This is a genomic window from Amycolatopsis sp. VC5-11 (assembly GCF_037034185.1).
Taxonomy (GTDB): Bacteria; Actinomycetota; Actinomycetes; order Mycobacteriales; family Pseudonocardiaceae; genus Amycolatopsis; species Amycolatopsis nivea.
The window spans coordinates 104,767-120,800 of sequence record NZ_JBAGKF010000013.1 but is presented as its reverse complement, the minus strand read 5'-3'; the positions used below and the strand labels follow the sequence as shown (position 1 = coordinate 120,800).

The following is a 16,034-nucleotide window of genomic DNA, read 5'->3' as shown; positions in this document are numbered from 1 at the left end:
GGCAAGACCGGTGGCTTTCGCTGCCGGAGTTCTCGCCGTCTTTCCGCCGACCTGCGCTCACGCACAGCCGAGGGCACCCGCGGCACCCGTTATAACCGGCGGCTTGGCCTTGCGCTGCCCGATTTCGCGGAATTCCCGCCGCGCGTCCGCTGACGAACGCTCGCGCACGGCCACGTGCGTGCAGCACTCGAAAGCTCGGTGGTTTGGCTTTCATCGCCGAGCCTTGCAGAGTTCCCGCCAGACCCGCGCTCGCATGGAGCCTGCTTCCCTGCTGCGCTCGGCAAGACCGGACAGTTCGGCTCCGGCAGCGGTCGACGCCCGCTGCTTCCCTTGCCCGGCACCGAGTTCTCCCTCTGTCCCGGTGATGTTCTCGCGGGTTCTCACACCTGAGCGAAACCCCCGTCGGCAAAGAACTCGGCGCCGTTGACATAGCTGGACGCGTCGGAGGCAAGAAAGGTCGTCACGGCGGCGATCTCCGCGGGTTCGGCGAGGCGACCCAGCGGGATCGCGCCTTCGGACTGCCTGAGCGCCTCGGACGGGACCAGTTCGAGAAGACCGGGCGTACGCGTGCCGCCAGGGGACACGACGTTGACCCGGAACCCGTGCGTGCGCGAGCTGAGCGCCCAGCCCCGGGCGAGGTTGCGGATCGCGGCCTTCGATGCCGCGTAGACCTCGAGTCCCTGGCCGGGCCGGGTGGTGGCGGTCGAACCGGTGAGGATCACCGAGGCGTTCGGGCTCAGCAGCGGCAGTGCTTGCTGCAGGGTGAAGATCGTTCCCTTGACGTTGGTGGCGAACACCGAGTCGATCAGCTCCTCCGTCACCTCGCCGAGGGGAGCCGAGATGCCGATGCCTGCGTTGGCGACCAGTACGTCGATGCGACCGGCCTGCTCGCGCACGGTTCGGTACAACGCGTCGAGGTCCTCGAGCACCGAAGCGTCACAGACCACGCCCGTCACGGCAGGCCCGAGTTCGGCGACCGCGGCGTCGAGCGCGTCCTTGCGGCGGCCGGTGATGAAGACCTTGGCGCCCTCGTCGCGGAACGCGCGTGCGGTCGCGAATCCGATGCCGGTGCTGCCTCCGGTGACCACGGCGATTTTGTCTGCCAAGACGGCCATGCCGCCCTCCTTCAAGATTATTGACCGTAAGGTCCATAACTCTCGCAGATATGGACCGAGCGGTCAATAACGAAGGCGGGAAGAGCATGCATGGACCTGGATGTGCCAGGCAGGCATCCGCGGCGAGAGCGGCGGTGCGTCTTACCGCGCTGGGACGGGCAGCAGCCGCTCGATAGTGGACTGGGCCGCCTTGGTGAGCGCGTCGACGTCCATGCCGGTACGCCCGAGCGCGGTCAGGCCGAGCTGGGCGACCAGCACCGCGCGGGCGGTCTCGGCAGGATCGGCGTCAGGGGAGAGGTCGCCTTCGCGCTGGGCGCGTTCCAGTGCCTCGGCGAGGATGTCCGTGATCGCGTCGTAGCTGCGACGCGCCTCAGCGGCCACGTCCGGAGTGCTCGCGGCCAGTTCGGCGTTGCTGTTGGCCAGCAAGCAACCTCGACGCGCGACCGCTCCGGTCGGGTCGACGGTCGGGCTGAGCAGAAACGCGCGCACCATGTCGATCCCGCGCGCCGCGGACGCCAGATTTTCGCTCAGCTTCAGCAGGTTCGCGTCGTCGTAGTCGCGCAGTACTCGCAGGAACAGGCTTCGCTTGTCTCCGAACGCCCCGTACAGGCTGCCTTTGCCGAGCCCGCTCGCGCGCAGCAGGTCATCCAGCGACGTCGCCGCGTAGCCCTTGTCCCAGAACTCGTCGCGGACAGCGAGCAACACGCGTTGTTCGTCGAACTCGCGGGGCCGGGCCATGCGCCGACCCTACTGGTTCTGGACCGTACGGGCCACAACGCTGACTCAGGCAGACGTGAGGAGCCCGTGGAGGAGCGCGTCGACGATGCGGGCGGGCAAGTCCGGCTCGAGCGGCTCGCGGGTGAGCACGATCCTGAAGTGCAGCGGCGCGACGAGCATCTCCAGCACGAACCGCGGGTTGGTGCCCTCGGGCAGTTCTCCGCGTTCGACCGCCCGCGCGGCGATCTGGCCGGACTGGGCGTAGCGGGCGTCCCAGTACTGGTCGCGCAGCTGCTGGGTGGCCGGGTCGTCGCCGGCCGAGGCCAGGGTCCGGTCGAGGGCGTTGCCGGCGGGCGAGGTCAGGTATTTCGCGAGCGACGTGGCGTAGGCGATCAGGTCGTCGCGCACATTCCCGCTGTCGGGCACCGGAAGCTGTTCGGCGGCGTCGGCGAGCAGGGCGTCGATGACGAGGTTCTCGCGGGTGCCCCACCGCCGGAAGATCGACGTCTCGTTGACCTGCGCGCGCCGCGCCACCTCGGACACCTTCAGTCCCGTCAGGCCGTGGTCCTGCAGGAGCTCGTTGGTCGCGTCGATGACAGCGGCGCGCACCCGGGCCGCGCGTCCGCCGGGGCGTCGCCGGACGTCCGAATCGTTCACGGACAGCACTCTAATACAAGTTCGCTTGCTTTAGCGGGCGCCAGTCGCCATACTCCTTGACGCAAGCTGACTTGCTTTAACGGTCACCCCCTGGAGTACTGAGATGCGCATCGAACGGGACATCGAGGTCCCCGCCCGCACCGGCTCGCCGGTCCTTGCCGACCTGTTCCTGCCCGACGACGAGGGCGCGTTTCCCGTGCTGGCGTCGACCAGCCCGTACGGCAAGGACGTGCACTGGCCGGACCGCTATCCGCTCTACGACCGCGTGCCGCAGAGCGAGCACATGGTCTGGGAGACCCCGAACCCCGAGTGGTGGACGGCCCGCGGCTATGCGGTGCTGCGCGCCGACACCCGGGGCACCGGCAAGTCGCCCGGCCGGATGGACCTGATGAGCCCGGGCGATTCCGAGGACTTCTACGACGTCGTCGAATGGGCGGCCGGACAGCCGTGGTCCACCGGAAAGGTGGCGTCCAGCGGCATCTCGTGGCTCGCGATGATGGGCTGGCGGGTCGCGGAGCTGCAGCCGCCGCACCTCGCCGCGGTCGTGGCCTGGGAAGGCGCGACCGACTTCTACCGCGACTTCATCTACCAGGGCGGCCTGTACGCCAACGGGTTCGTCGAGTTCTGGTGGGACCGCCAGATCACTCCCCAGCGCAACGGCGAGGACGGCGACGACTGGCGCGAGGTGCTCCCGCAGCGCCCCGTGCTGGACGACTACCACCGAGCGCGCATCGTCGACCTGGACCGGGTCACGGTGCCGGTGCTGTCGGCGGGAAACTGGGGCGCCCTGCATGTCCACCTGCGCGGCAACATCGAAGGCTGGGCCCGCGCGGCGTCGCGGGACAAGTGGCTCGTCGTGCACACCGGCACCCACATCGACCCCTACTACGCAGACTGGGCCCTGGATCTGCAGCTGCGCTTCCTCGACCGGTTCCTCAAAGACCAGCCCGACCGGATGGACGGCGTACCCCCGGTGCGGCTGGCGATCCGGCACGGGCGCGAGGTCGAATGGCGAGACGCCACGGACTTTCCGCTCCCGCAGACGCAGTGGCGCGAGCTCCACCTCGGCGAAGGAACCCTCGACTGGGAACCGCCCGCCGACGCCGCCACGGTGACCTACCCCGCCAGCTTCGACACCGCCCCGGTCTCCGAGCCCCTCGAGCTGACCGGCCCGGTCGCGCTGCGCCTGTGGCTCAGCTCCGAGCAGGACGACCTCGACGTCTTCGCCCGGGTGCAGCACATCGGCACCGACGGCGAGCCGATCCCGGGCGTCGGCCCCCAGGGCGGTCCGGTCCCGATGACGATGGGCTGGCTCAAGGCTTCCCACCGCGAGACCGATCCGGAGCGGTCGCTGCCGCACCGGCCGTGGCACCCCCATGCCCGCGAGATTCCCCTCGTGCCCGGCGAGCCGACCCTGCTCGAGGTCGAGATCTGGCCCACCAGCATCACCCTCGCGCCGGGCGAGCGGCTGCGCCTCGAACTGGTCGCCGGGGACAGCGACCTCGGCTTCATGACCCACGACCGTCCCGATCTCGCCCGCCCCGCGACCGGCACCGTCATCCACCTCGGCGGCGACCACGCGTCCCATCTGCTCGTCCCCGTCATCCCGCGCTGAGCGCCTGGAAGGAGTCGCCATGCGACAGCTCGTGGACATTTCGGTTCCGCTGCGGGGCGGGATCGCGTCCGACCCGCCCGGGCACCGGCCCTCGATCACCTACGTCGACCACCAGCAGTCGGTCCCGGACCTGCTCCGCTTCTTCCCGGGCGCGACGGCCGCCGATCTGCCCGACGGCGAAGGCTGGGCGATCGAGCGGATCGAGGCCACCACGCACACCGGCACCCATCTCGACGCCCCGTACCACTACGCGTCCACTATGGACGGAGGCCGCCGGGCGATGACGATCGACGAGGTGCCGCTGCACTGGTGCTTCCAGCAGGGAGTGAAGCTGGACTTCCGGAGCCTGCCCGACGGCCACGTCGTCACGCCCGCCGACATCGACGCCGAACTCGACCGGATCGGCCACCGGCTGCGCCCGCTCGACATCGTGGTGGTCAACACCCGCGCCGGGGAGCGCTACGGCCAGGACGACTACGTCGATTCCGGCTGCGGAGTCGGCCGCGCCGCCACCCTGCACCTGCTCGAACAGGGGGTGCGGGTGACCGGAACCGACGCCTGGAGCTGGGACGCCCCGTTCCGGTTCACCGCCGAGCGCTACGCCCGCGACCACGACGCCTCGGTCATCTGGGAGGGCCACCGGGCCGGCCGCGAGATCGGCTACTGCCACCTCGAGAAGCTGCACAACCTGGAGAGCCTCCCGGCCACCGGGTTCCAGATCGCCTGCTTCCCGGTCAAGATCCACGCGGCGTCGGCAGGCTGGACCCGCGCGGTGGCGATCTTCGACGAGGAGACGGAATGAGAATCGGTTCCTTGTTCGTCGACGGCGTCCAGCGCTACGGCGTCGTCGACGGCGACCGCATCGATCTGCTGCCCGAGACTGCGGACGTCTTCGAGGTGCTCGCCGCAGGGGAGACCGGGGCGGCAGGCGAGCGGTCGGCCTGGGACGAAACCGCGTCGATCGCCGTCCCGGTGCCGGTCGCCAGCATCCGCGACTTCATCACCTTCGAACAGCACACGGCCGGCTCGCTCCGCGCGATCACGGGAACCAGCGAGGTCCCGGACGCCTGGTACGAAGCGCCCGCCTTCTACTTCACCAACCCGCACGCCGCGATCGGCTCCGGCGCCCCGGTCCCGATGCCGCCCGGCTGCGAAGTGCTGGATTTCGAACTCGAAGTCGCGGCCGTGATCGGCACGGCGGGTTTCAACCTGTCGGTCGCCGAGGCCGCGGACCACATCGCCGGGTTCACCATCCTCAACGACTGGTCGGCGCGCGACCTGCAGAGCCGCGAAATGCGCGTCGGACTCGGACCGGCCAAGGGCAAGGACACCGCCACGACGCTCGGCCCGGTGCTGGTCACCCCGGACGAACTGGCCGATCGCGACGGCCGGTACGACCTCGCGATGGAGGTCTTCGTCAACGACACCCGCATCGGCGGCGACACGCTCGCCAACATGGCCTGGACGTTCGCCGAGCTGATCTCCTACGCCAGCCGGGGCACCTGGGTCCGGCCGGGCGACGTGCTCGGCTCCGGAACCTGTGGCAGCGGCTGCCTCGCCGAACTGTGGGGATGGCGCGGCGACCGGCAACCGCCGCCGCTGCGCATCGGCGACACCGTCCGCATGACCGTGGAGGAGATCGGCACCGTCCACAACACCGTGGTCGCCGGTCCGCCCCTGCACGACGTGCCCGCCGCCCGGCGCCGAAGCCCGGCTTGAGACGGGTCACTCGATCCGGTGGACTCGGATCCGGCTCCGGTACCGCCTGACCAGCGGCATCGGCGAACGCCCCGGCTCGCGGGCGATCATGATGTCAGCAGGATTTCATTGCTCCTCCGTAGCTTTCCGAACACGTTCAGCAACATGCTGACCATTCGACGCGGAGGGGACCCGATGGGGAAGAAAACCAGGAGGATCGCGCTGATCGGCGCGGTCGTCGCCACGCTCGGCGCGGGATTCGCCAGCGCCACACCGGCGTACGCCGACGACGCGCACTACTACATCCTGATCGGCGGCACCTGCGACGGGAAGGCGTCGGTCTACCGTCCGGAGTGGCTGCAGGGCGGCATCGCGCGGGTCGTCGACTATCCCGCCGGGGCCGCCGGCGCGCCCAACTGCGACCAGACCCCGATGGACCAGAGCGTCGCGATCGGGCACGACCGCGGCCGCCAGGTCGTCCAGGACGCCTACCACGAGAACCCGAACGCCGAGTTCACCGTCGTCGGCTACTCCCAGGGCGCGATCGTGGCGAACCTGGTCCTCAACGACATCGCCGACGACCAGCTCGGCGTCGACAAGGCGAAGTTCAGCGCGAAGCTCTTCGCCGACCCGATGCAGCCGCCCGGCCCGGCCGGAACCGGGATCAGCGCGACGCTCCCGCCGGGCACCGGCCTGCCCTCGCCGTTCGGCGGATACGTGTCGTTCGGCGCGGGCCGCCCGGACTTCACCGGCGTCCGCTCCATCCGCTACTGCATCCAGACCGACGGCATCTGCGATTTCGACCCGATCCAGGCGGCGGGCGGCTACTTCGCCCAGCACTGGTGCTACCAGTGGCCGCGCCCGGCCGACCAGCGGTCGATCATGCAGGACAGCATCGCCGACGGCGTCTACACCAACACGTCGGTGCGGCTGGGCAAACAGGACTGCTGGGGCGGTCCGGTCCATCCGTGACCGCGGCGGGTTTCCCGGCACCCCCAGGGAAGCCGGGAAACCCGCCCCGCTACGTCCTCATCGCTTCGCGCCGAACCATTGCAACAGGTGCTTCTCCAACTCGCCCTGATCCTCGCCGGTCCAGACCACGTGCCCGTCCGGACGCAGCAGCGCGGCGGGCACGTCGAGGTCCTCGCTCACGTCCACGACGCGGTCGACCCGGTCCGCCCAGCCTTCCGCCGACAGCTGCCCGTTCTGGTCCAGCAACAGCCCGCGGCCCTGGTGCATCAGCTCGTACAGCCGCCCTCGCTTGAGCGCCAGGTCCGGCATCCGCCGCCCGAGCAGCGGATGCCCTTCGCCGAAGTCGTAGCGGATGTCGAGCGCGAGCACCTTCTCCAGCAGCAGCCGGTTGACCTCCTCGAAGGCCATCAGCTCGGTCAGCAACCGCCGCATCGCGCGCCCGTCCGGATCGGGCGACATCACCACGGCCTGCGCCCGGACGTTGTCCAGCACCGCGTCCGCGACCGGGTGCCGTTCGGCCTCGTAGGTGTCGAGCAGTCCCTCCGGAGCCCAGCCGTTGACCTCGGCGGCGAGTTTCCAGCCGAGGTTGAACGCGTCCTGGAGGCCGAGGTTGAGCCCCTGCCCGCCCAGCGGCGGGTGCACGTGCGCCGCGTCCCCGGCGAGCAGCACCCGGCCGACGCGGTAGTGCTCGGCCTGCCGGGTCGCGTCCCCGAACCGCGAGAGCCAGCGAGGGGAGTGGACGCCGAAATCCGTTCCGGCGTACTCGCGCAGCTGCTGTTTGACCTCGTCCAGCGTCGGCGTCCGCTCCTCCCGGTCCTCGACCACCCCGGCCGCGGGCACGACCATGCGGAACATCCCGTCGCGCAGCGGCCCGACCCCGAACCACAGCTGCGTCTTGCGGATTTCCATCACCCGCGCGGTGATTTCGGCGGGATCCGCGGTCGCCTCCATCTCGCCCAGCAGCACTTGGCGACGCGCGGGCTCGCCCGGGAACGCGACGCCGAGCGCCTTGCGCACCGTGCTCCGCCCGCCGTCGCAGCCGACCAGATACCGCGCCCGCAGTTCGCTGCCGTCGGCCAGCGAAACGCTTACCCCGTCGTCGTCCTGGCTCAGCCCGACGACTTCGCACCCGCGCCGGATCTCCGCGCCCGCCTCGACCGCGTGCTCGGCCAGCAACCGGTCGGTGATGGGCTGCGGAAGCCCCAGCACGTACGGATGCGACGTGTCCAGCCGCTCCGGCGCGGGCCGCGCGATCCCCGCGAAGAAACCCCCGGCCGGATGCGTCGACCCCTCGGCGAGGAACGGCTCCAGCATCCCGCGCTGGTCCAGGACCTCCATGCTGCGCGAGTGCATCCCCAGCGCGCGCACGTACTTCGGCGGTTCCGCGTCCTTTTCCAGCACGACCACGCGCACCCCGTGCAGCCGCAGCTCCGCGGCCAGCATGACGCCCGCCGGCCCGGCCCCCACCACGATCACGTCCACCATGAACTTTGCGTCCCCTGTACCGGAGCCGCTTCCCGCCCGCGGTATTTCCGCAGGCAGTGGCTCCGGCGGACGATTGTGGAGCACCACCCGGGCCTTGCCGCAAGCCCCGGGGTGCGCTATATGTTGAAGGGGACAGGGAGAAGTCCCTGCCCCCTTCTGTCCCCAGCGGACGTTCCTCAGCCCTCCTTGCGGGCCATCACGTACGCCTGATCGGTCGCCTCGTAGCTCGGGCCCGGCTTGCGCACCAGCCGCGCGTCCACCACGAAACCGGCGTCAGTGAGCAGCTGCGCGACGAAATCCGGATCCAGCCGGTACGCGTCCGCCGCGATGTCGTGGCCGTAGGCGTTTTCGATGCGGCGACGCTGGTTGTCGCCCACCTGGAACGCGGTCAGCAGCCAGCCGCCGGGACGCAGCACCCGCGCGAGTTCCTTGGCCAGCACCGGAAGCTCCTCGGGCGGCGTGTGGATCAGCGAATACCACGCGAGCGCCCCGGCGAGCGAGCCGTCAGCGACATCCAAAGCAGCGAGCGAGCCGACCTCGAAGCGCAGGCTCGGATGCGTCCGGCGGGCGACCTCGACCATCGTGGGGGACAGGTCGACGCCGAAGACGTCCAAGCCCAGCGACGCGAGGTACCCGGTGAGACGGCCGGGCCCACAGCCCAGATCGCCCACCGGCCCCTCGCCGGTCAGCTCCGCGAACGCGCCGAGCATCGTCCGGTCCCACGTGCTCGACTCGAGGAAATCCTTCAGCAGTTCGGCGTACGACTCGGCGACGGTGTCGTACGCGGTCCGCGTCTCGGTTACGTAAACAGGTTCGGTCACGGGCAGGGACAGTAGCCCCCGCCGCCGCGCCCCGTCCGGCGAAACACGCGGACTAGACGCGAGCGCGGGCGATGATCGCGGAAGTGTCGGTTCCAGCGGGCAAAGTACCGAAAGCCAGCCCCCAGTCGCCGCCGAACCGCGTGCCGCAGAACGCGTCCGCCACCGCGCGCGGCGCGTGCCGCACGAGCAGCGAACCCTGCAGCACCAACGCCATCGACTCGACCACCCGCCGCGCCCTGAACTCCAGATCGTCCACATCGGACAGATCCTTCTTGAGCCGGTCGACCGCGTCGTCGAGCCGCGCGTCCCCGCCCGCGGCCTGCTCGACCTCGGCGAAGAACGCGGCCACCGACTCCGGCTGCCGTCCCATCGCGCGCAACGCGTCCAGCGCCGCGACGTTGCCCGACCCCTCCCAGATCGACATCAGCGGGGCCTCCCGGTACAGCCGCGGCATGCCCGACTCCTCGACATACCCGTTGCCGCCAAAGCATTCCAGCGCCTCGGCCGCGTGCATCGGCGCCCGCTTGCACACCCAGTACTTGGTCACCGCGAGCCCGAGCCGCCGGAACGCCTGCTCCTGCTCGTCGTCGCGCCGGTCGCCCGCGGCCGCGAGCCGCATCGACGCCGCCACCGCCGCTTCCGCCTCGATCACCAGGTCCGCCAGCACGTTCGCCATCAACGGCTGGTCCACGAGCGCCTTGCCGAACGCGTACCGGTGCGTCGCGTGGTGCACCGCGCGGACCGCGCCCAGCCGCATCCCCGACGAACTGCCGAGCGCGCAGTCGAGCCGCGTGTTGTTGACCATCTCGATGATCGTGCGGACCCCGCGGCCCTCCTCGCCGACGAGCCAGCCCACCGCGTCGTCGTACTCGATCTCCGACGACGCGTTCGACCGGTTGCCGAGCTTGTCCTTCAAGCGCTGCAACCGGATCGGGTTCCGGCTGCCGTCCGGGAGCACCCGGGGGAGCAGGAAGCAGGACAGCCCGCCGGGCGCCTGCGCGAGCGTGAGGAACATGTCCGACATCGGCGCGCTGGTGAACCACTTGTGCCCGACCAGCCGATAGCTGCCGTCGCCCGCGGGCCGCGCCGCGGTGGTGTTGGCGCGGACGTCCGAACCGCCCTGCTTCTCGGTCATCGACATGCCCGCGATCAGCCCGCGCTTCGTGCCCGGCTCGCGCAACCCGAAGTCGTACTCGGTCGACGCCAGCAACGGCTCGTACTTCTCGGTCAGCTCAGGATTGGCGCGCAACGCCGGAACCGCCGCGTACGTCATCGAAATCGGGCAGGTGTGCCCGGCCTCGGACTGGCTCCAGACATAGAACTTCGCCGCCCGCGCAGCGTGCGCCCCCGGCCGCTCGTCCCGCCACGGCGCGGCCTGCAGCCCGTGCGACACCGCGACCTTCATCAGGTCGTGCCAATGCGGATGGAATTCGACCTCGTCGATCCGGTGCCCGAACCGGTCGTGCGTGCGCAGCACCGGCTCGTTCTCGTTGACCAGCCGGCTCCACTCCTGCACCTGCTCACTGCCGGCGAGCCGCCCGAGCTCGTGCAGCTCGTCGACGACCCACTCCGCCTCGGTGCGCCCGACCGCCTCCGCCAGCGCCGGATCCGCGGCGGTGTCGTGCTCCAGCGGCGGAACCTGATTGACGACCTCATGCGTTGCGGGCATCCGAACCTCCCAGTGACCGCACGACAAACGTGCTCAACTCGCTGACCTCCGCCGACCCGCCGCTGGTCAGCGGGCCGATCAACACCTCCGCCGCGGCGCCGACCAACGCCGCCGCACTGACCGCCGCGTCCTGCGCGGGCAACACCCCGGCGCGGACCCCTTCGGCGACATGCTCGGCGACGACGTCCCGGAAAACCCGCCGGAACTCGAGCCGCTCCGCGTCGATCACCGCGTCCACCGGCTCGGCCAGCAGCGCATACGCCAGCCGCGGCGCCTTCAACGCCCGCAACGCGAAGGTCTCGAACACCGCCACGACGCGCGCGACCGGATCGACCGGGCCCGCCGCCGCGGACCGCACGGCCTCGACCTCGCGCGAGACGACCTGCCGGAAGACCCGCACGACCAGGTCTGCCTTGGTGGGGAAGTGCCGGTACACCGTCCCGACCGCGACCCCGGCCCGCTCAGCGACGGCGGCTACCGAGCAGCCGGAGTACCCGTGTTCGGCGAGCTGCTGCACTGTCGCGTCCAGGATGGTCTCCCGGAGCGCGTCGAGGCGCTCCTGGACTTTGGGCGTTCTGCGGTAGGCCACGGGAAGAAGTGAACCATCGATTCACAACTTGCGTCAACGGTCTCGGGTCGAGCGTCGCGGTCGGCTGCGCGGGAGAGGGGAGAGGTCTGCAGGGAGCACGACCTCGCCGGGGACCCCGAGCCGACCGTCAGGCTCGAACCACGAGGCCACCCGGCACAGCGACGATCCTGCCACCCCCGAACACCCGCCGGACCGGGCTTAATTCGCTTGCCCCGCCAGCACTTTCGCCGGGACCATGCCCGGCATGCGGTTCTCGATCAACATCCCGAACTTCGGCGACTTCGCCGATGCCCGGACCGTGGCGAGAGTGGCGGCAGCGGCCGAACAAGAAGGCTGGGACGCGCTGTTCCTCTGGGACCACGTGGTCCACGACAAGGAACTCCGCCGCGGCCAGCCGTTCGGCGATCCCTGGATGCTGCTGACCGCGGCCGCGCTCGCGACTTCCACGCTCAAGATCGGCACGCTCGTCACCGCGGTGCCTCGCCGCCGTCCTGAGCACCTCGCCCGCCAGGTCGCCACTCTCGACGCGCTCAGCGGCGGACGCGTCATCTTCGGCGCCGGCCTCGGCGGACCGATCCAGGACGAGTTCGGCAGCTTCGGCGAACCCACCGACCCAGTCGTCCTCGCTGAACATCTCGACGAAAGCCTCGGCCTCCTCGACCGCTACTGGTCCGGAAACCCCGTCGACCACGACGGCAAGCACTACCAAGTCCGCACCGTCACCCTCCGGCCCGCCACCGTCCAGCAACCGCGCCCGCCGGTCTGGCTGGCCGCCGTCTGGCCCAACCGCAAGCCCGTCCGCCGCGCCGCGCGCTGGGACGGCGTCGCCCCGCTGTTCAAAAACGCCACCCACGGCGTCGCCCCGGCCGCGGAAGACGTCCGCGACGTCGTGGCCTACGCCCGAAAACACGGCGCGGGGGAGACGTTCGAGTTCGTCGTCGGCGGCGCCTCCCCGGGCGACCCGGCCCGCGCCCGCGACCTGATCGCCCCGCTGGCCGAAGCCGGCGCGACCTGGTGGGACGAACGGCAGCTGATCACCACCAGCGACCTCGACCGTCTCGAACCCACCTTGCGCCGCATCAGCCAAGGCCCGCCAAGGGGAGTGGACTAGACCTCGACCACCAGCACCCGGCTCAACCGCTCCGCCAACGGCCGCACCGACTCCGCCGACACCTCGCCGCCCAGCCCATCAGCCGGAAGGAAACGCACAGTCGTTCCGGTCGTCCCGTCCGACGGCACCGCAACCAGTTCGTCCGCTGGAACGCCGTGGCGATACCGCTGCGTCCACGCGCCCTCGGCCCGCCGGTTCGTGTGCACCAACCACTCGCTCAACGCCGCGACCACCGACATCCCGTACCGCGGATGCCCGTCCGGGAGGGGAGTGGCTGGTGGGGAATCGAAGTACCGGAAGTCTTTCGTCGCCATCACCGGCTTCCGCACCGGCCGCCCGTCGTCGCCTACCGCCATCTGCGTCCCGCGACCGTCGTCCGAAACGGAAACCGAACCGTCCGGGTGAAATTCGACGACCGCCCGGCCCGCGCCGCGATCCTCGGCCTCGTCCGCGGCGTAAGCGAGCACCTCCAGAATCAGATGACACATTCCGGTCGGCGCGTACCGCATGGGGTTCTCCCGGATCAACCGCAAGTGGTCAGGATCGTGATCACGGGACCAGTCGTGCGTCGTCGGCTCAGGCAGCGGCATCTTCCCATCCTGCCACCGGACGGTTGACCTGGTTCGCGCTCCAGCACATACGTTCGCCGCCATGACCACAACACTCATCACCGGTGCCACCAAAGGACTCGGCTACGAAACCGCCCGCCGCTTGGTCGCTGCCGGACACACCGTCTACGTCGGCGCCCGCGACGCCGCCCGCGGCGAACGAGCCGCGGAAGAACTCGGCGCGCGAACCGTCCAGCTCGACGTCACCGACGAAGCATCGGTCCTCGCCGCAGCGAAAACCATCGAGGCGGACGGGGGACTGGACGTCCTCGTCAACAACGCAGGCATCGCCGTCGAACTGAAGAGCGATGGGGAATCGGTCGGAGCAGCGGAAACCACCGCCGACCTGATGCGGGAAACGTTCGAGACCAACGTCTTCGGCGTCGTGCGGGTGTTGCACGCGTTTCTGCCGCTCCTGCAACGATCGTCCGCGCCGGTGGTGGTGAACGTCAGCAGCGCGCTCGGATCGCTGGGCAGGATGACGGACGAGGCAACACACCAGTACGCGTACCCCGGCGTCGCATACCCGGCGTCGAAGGCTGCGGTGAACATGGTGACCGTCCAGTACGCCAAGGCGTTTCCCGGGATCCGCATCAACGCCGTCGAGCCTGGCTACACGCAGACGGACATCAACGGACGCCGCGGAGGACAGCCGGTCGAGCAAGGTGCGGAGATCATCGTCCGGATGGCGCAGATCGGCACCAGCGGACCGACCGGCACCTACACGGACATCAACGGTCCGCTGGTGTGGTGAGCGTCAGTCGGCTTGGCCGACGTCCAGCTGTCAGCACCGCGGTTGCTCGCGAAAGTCATCGGGCACTGACGTACGTACGGGCGAGTGGCGTCGGACGCCGTCTCACCGCTTACTTGACATAATGTACATTATCGGCGTTTCGCTGACCTGCAGATGAGCAGGTTGAGGAGAGGTTTTCTGAGGGCTCTGATGCGCTCGTACGACTTGTCCCTGAACGCATCGACGCGGCGTTCGGGCGCTCGTTGGCTCAGCGGCCTCCTCAGCGCACGTCGCTGAGGAGCTCTCTGGGCCAGACCCGAGGCGAGTCCGCCGGAGGGCAACCCGAGATCCCCGACGGGAACTGCCGTCTCAGTCGCACTTAATTCGTCACCGTGACGAATTAAGTGCGACTGGCAGGACGTTGAGGTTGGAGCACAACAACTTTTCCGAACGCGCTGACGCTGACTCAGGCAGCCGGAAGATCCACTCGACCAGATGAACACGTCGCCGGTCCAGTCCGACGTCAGGCTCAGCCAAGCCGCCGAAGCCAGCCTCAACAGCGAGATTCTGGAGCACGCAGGGCGCTCCGGGACTCGAACGGGCTGATCGGAAAGCGCTGTCCCCCAAGGGGATTCAGCCCCTTCTCAAGCCCGGCAGAACCCCTCCCGCAGCCATGTTTCATGCATAATCGCTATTATGCATCATATATCAGACAACGGGTAGCGTCGAAATTGTCGGTGCTGTGCGGTACAAGATCACTATGCTCGTTTCCGAGGCACAGCAAGCGTTCTTCGCGGCACGGCGGCCGCGCAAGGACTCGCCGCACACCACTGCCGCCTATCGGCGGGACCTCGCCGGGATCACCGCTCTCCTGCTGGCGGAGCTGGGGCGCGACGAGGTGGACGTCGAAGAGCTGACAGCGCCGGTGCTGCGTGCTGCTTTCGGCGCGTTTGCCGATAATCACGCGAAAAGCTCGGTGCTGCGGGCGTGGTCGACGTGGAATCAGTTCCTCACCTTCTGCGTCTCGGACGGACTGCTCCCCGGCAATCCCATGGGAGCGGTCGCGCGGCCCAAGACTCCCCCGCTCACGCCGAAACCGTTGCGGGGCGAGGAAACTCCCGAGCAGCTGCTCACCGCGGCGGCCGACGGTGCCCGGCGCGCGCGGGATCCTTGGCCGGAGAGGGACGTGCTGGTCCTGGCGTTGGGGCTGGTCGCGGGCCTGCGAGCAGCGGAAATGCGTGCGCTCACGCCGCGGTCGGTGGTCGGGCGAGATGGCGAACTGCGGTTGCACGTCCACGGCAAGGGCAGCCGGGACCGGTCGATCCCGGTGCAACCGGCGATGGCGAAACTGATCGAGGACTATCAGGCTTCGTGCCGCCGGCGGTTCACCCGGCAACGATTCCCGGCGAGCGAGCCGCTGCTGCGGGACCGGGCGGGCGAACCGATCGGCCGCGGTGCGCTCGAGTACCTGGTGAAGTCGTGCTACCGATGGGCGGGCCTGCATGACAGGGTGCCGACGGGCGCGAATCTGCACGCTCTGCGGCACACCTTCGCCACGCGGCTGGCCGAAGACGGTGCCACCGCGTCGGAGATCATGTCGTTGCTGGGGCACGCGAGCTTGGCGACGAGCCAGAACTACATCGAAGCGACCGGACGCGAACAGCGAGCGGCCGCCGCGAGCAACCGGACCTATCGGGCGCTCAACGGATTGGCTCGGGACGATGCTCCGCAAGAAGGCACTGTGCGGGAGGCCGATGTGATTGCATGAGCGCGTGACTGACGAACCCTCGCGCGTCGTGCGCGCCAGCCGTGAGATCGAGGCCCCCGCCGAGCGGATTTTCGAGCTGATCGCCGACCCCTCGCAGCAGCCGAGCTGGGACGGCAACGACAACCTGGCCGAGTCGAAGCCGGGCCAGCGCGTCCACGCGGTCGGCGACGTGTTCGCCACGACGCTCACGAACGGCTGGGTCCGGGAGAACCACGTCGTGGAGTTCGAGGAGGCGCGCCGGGTGGCGTGGCGTCCGTCGGAACCGGGCAAGCAGCCCCCGGGGCATCTGTGGCGCTGGGAACTGAACCCGCTCGGCGAGACGCGTACGGAGGTGACGCACACCTACGACTGGTCGAACCTCGACCCGGACGACGCGATGCGGAACGCCCGTGCCCGCACCATTACGGCGGAGAAGCTGTCGGCGTCGCTGGAGAACCTGGCGAAAGCGGCGGAACTTCCGCAGTAATAGGCGGGGT

Annotated in this window: 16 protein-coding genes; 8 read left to right on the top strand and 8 right to left on the bottom strand. The window is 69.6% G+C overall.

What is annotated here, in order from left to right:
- Positions 1 to 380: 380 nt before the first annotated feature.
- The 3 genes from WA670_RS31400 to WA670_RS31390 form a co-directional block, all read right to left on the bottom strand.
- Positions 381 to 1,115, bottom strand: a complete 735-nt coding sequence (locus WA670_RS31400) for an SDR family NAD(P)-dependent oxidoreductase (RefSeq protein WP_336159721.1) — start codon at positions 1,113 to 1,115, stop codon at positions 381 to 383.
- A 141-nt stretch (positions 1,116 to 1,256) separates the two neighbouring features.
- A complete protein-coding gene (locus WA670_RS31395; protein WP_336159720.1) occupies positions 1,257 to 1,853 on the bottom strand; it encodes a TetR/AcrR family transcriptional regulator in 597 nt (198 codons plus the stop codon).
- Between the two features lie 45 nt (positions 1,854 to 1,898).
- Positions 1,899 to 2,489, bottom strand: coding sequence for a TetR/AcrR family transcriptional regulator (locus tag WA670_RS31390; RefSeq protein ID WP_336159719.1), 591 nt, complete (start codon positions 2,487 to 2,489; stop codon positions 1,899 to 1,901).
- A 103-nt stretch (positions 2,490 to 2,592) separates the two neighbouring features.
- Here WA670_RS31390 and WA670_RS31385 point away from each other — a divergent pair, with 103 nt between their 5' ends.
- From WA670_RS31385 to WA670_RS31370, 4 genes are all read left to right on the top strand, one after another.
- Positions 2,593 to 4,104: a CocE/NonD family hydrolase gene (locus tag WA670_RS31385; protein WP_336159718.1), complete on the top strand. Its 1,512-nt coding sequence runs from the start codon at positions 2,593 to 2,595 to the stop codon at positions 4,102 to 4,104.
- 19 nt (positions 4,105 to 4,123) lie between these two features.
- Entirely contained in the window at positions 4,124 to 4,906 is a 783-nt protein-coding gene (locus tag WA670_RS31380; protein ID WP_336159717.1) for a cyclase family protein, read from the top strand.
- The gene (locus tag WA670_RS31375; protein ID WP_336159716.1) at positions 4,903 to 5,823 is read left to right on the top strand and encodes a fumarylacetoacetate hydrolase family protein; all 921 of its coding nucleotides are present in this window, start codon (positions 4,903 to 4,905) and stop codon (positions 5,821 to 5,823) included. The genes WA670_RS31380 and WA670_RS31375 overlap by 4 nt, the downstream gene beginning before the upstream one ends.
- Positions 5,824 to 5,997: 174 nt before the next feature.
- The gene (locus tag WA670_RS31370; RefSeq protein ID WP_336159715.1) at positions 5,998 to 6,774 is read left to right on the top strand and encodes a PE-PPE domain-containing protein; all 777 of its coding nucleotides are present in this window, start codon (positions 5,998 to 6,000) and stop codon (positions 6,772 to 6,774) included.
- A gap of 57 nt (positions 6,775 to 6,831) precedes the next feature.
- On the opposite strand, the gene rox is transcribed toward WA670_RS31370, so the two are convergent.
- The 4 genes from rox to WA670_RS31350 all read right to left on the bottom strand — a co-directional run bounded on the left by rox (position 6,832) and on the right by WA670_RS31350 (position 11,338).
- Positions 6,832 to 8,259 (bottom strand): rifampin monooxygenase, encoded by a 1,428-nt coding sequence (gene rox / locus WA670_RS31365; RefSeq protein ID WP_336159714.1) that lies wholly within the window; start codon positions 8,257 to 8,259, stop codon positions 6,832 to 6,834.
- A 176-nt stretch (positions 8,260 to 8,435) separates the two neighbouring features.
- Positions 8,436 to 9,080, bottom strand: coding sequence for a class I SAM-dependent DNA methyltransferase (locus WA670_RS31360; protein ID WP_336159713.1), 645 nt, complete (start codon positions 9,078 to 9,080; stop codon positions 8,436 to 8,438).
- A gap of 52 nt (positions 9,081 to 9,132) precedes the next feature.
- Positions 9,133 to 10,749, bottom strand: a complete 1,617-nt coding sequence (locus WA670_RS31355; protein ID WP_336159712.1) for an acyl-CoA dehydrogenase family protein — start codon at positions 10,747 to 10,749, stop codon at positions 9,133 to 9,135.
- The gene (locus WA670_RS31350) at positions 10,733 to 11,338 is read right to left on the bottom strand and encodes a TetR/AcrR family transcriptional regulator (protein ID WP_336159711.1); all 606 of its coding nucleotides are present in this window, start codon (positions 11,336 to 11,338) and stop codon (positions 10,733 to 10,735) included. The genes WA670_RS31355 and WA670_RS31350 overlap by 17 nt, the downstream gene beginning before the upstream one ends.
- Positions 11,339 to 11,582: 244 nt before the next feature.
- Here WA670_RS31350 and WA670_RS31345 point away from each other — a divergent pair, with 244 nt between their 5' ends.
- Positions 11,583 to 12,449 carry an LLM class flavin-dependent oxidoreductase gene (locus WA670_RS31345; RefSeq protein WP_336159710.1) on the top strand — a complete coding sequence of 289 codons (867 nt, stop codon included), beginning with the start codon at positions 11,583 to 11,585 and terminating at the stop codon, positions 12,447 to 12,449.
- Here the strand turns inward: WA670_RS31345 and WA670_RS31340 are convergent.
- On the bottom strand, positions 12,446 to 13,039 hold the full coding sequence (locus tag WA670_RS31340) for a hypothetical protein (protein ID WP_205669889.1): 594 nt from the start codon (positions 13,037 to 13,039) through the stop codon (positions 12,446 to 12,448). The genes WA670_RS31345 and WA670_RS31340 overlap by 4 nt on opposite strands.
- A gap of 61 nt (positions 13,040 to 13,100) precedes the next feature.
- Here WA670_RS31340 and WA670_RS31335 point away from each other — a divergent pair, with 61 nt between their 5' ends.
- From WA670_RS31335 to WA670_RS31325, 3 genes are all read left to right on the top strand, one after another.
- Entirely contained in the window at positions 13,101 to 13,811 is a 711-nt protein-coding gene (locus tag WA670_RS31335) for an SDR family NAD(P)-dependent oxidoreductase (RefSeq protein ID WP_134662723.1), read from the top strand.
- A 721-nt stretch (positions 13,812 to 14,532) separates the two neighbouring features.
- Positions 14,533 to 15,558: a tyrosine-type recombinase/integrase gene (locus WA670_RS31330; protein WP_134728300.1), complete on the top strand. Its 1,026-nt coding sequence runs from the start codon at positions 14,533 to 14,535 to the stop codon at positions 15,556 to 15,558.
- A gap of 4 nt (positions 15,559 to 15,562) precedes the next feature.
- Positions 15,563 to 16,024: an SRPBCC family protein gene (locus WA670_RS31325; RefSeq protein WP_336159709.1), complete on the top strand. Its 462-nt coding sequence runs from the start codon at positions 15,563 to 15,565 to the stop codon at positions 16,022 to 16,024.
- Positions 16,025 to 16,034 lie beyond the last annotated feature (10 nt).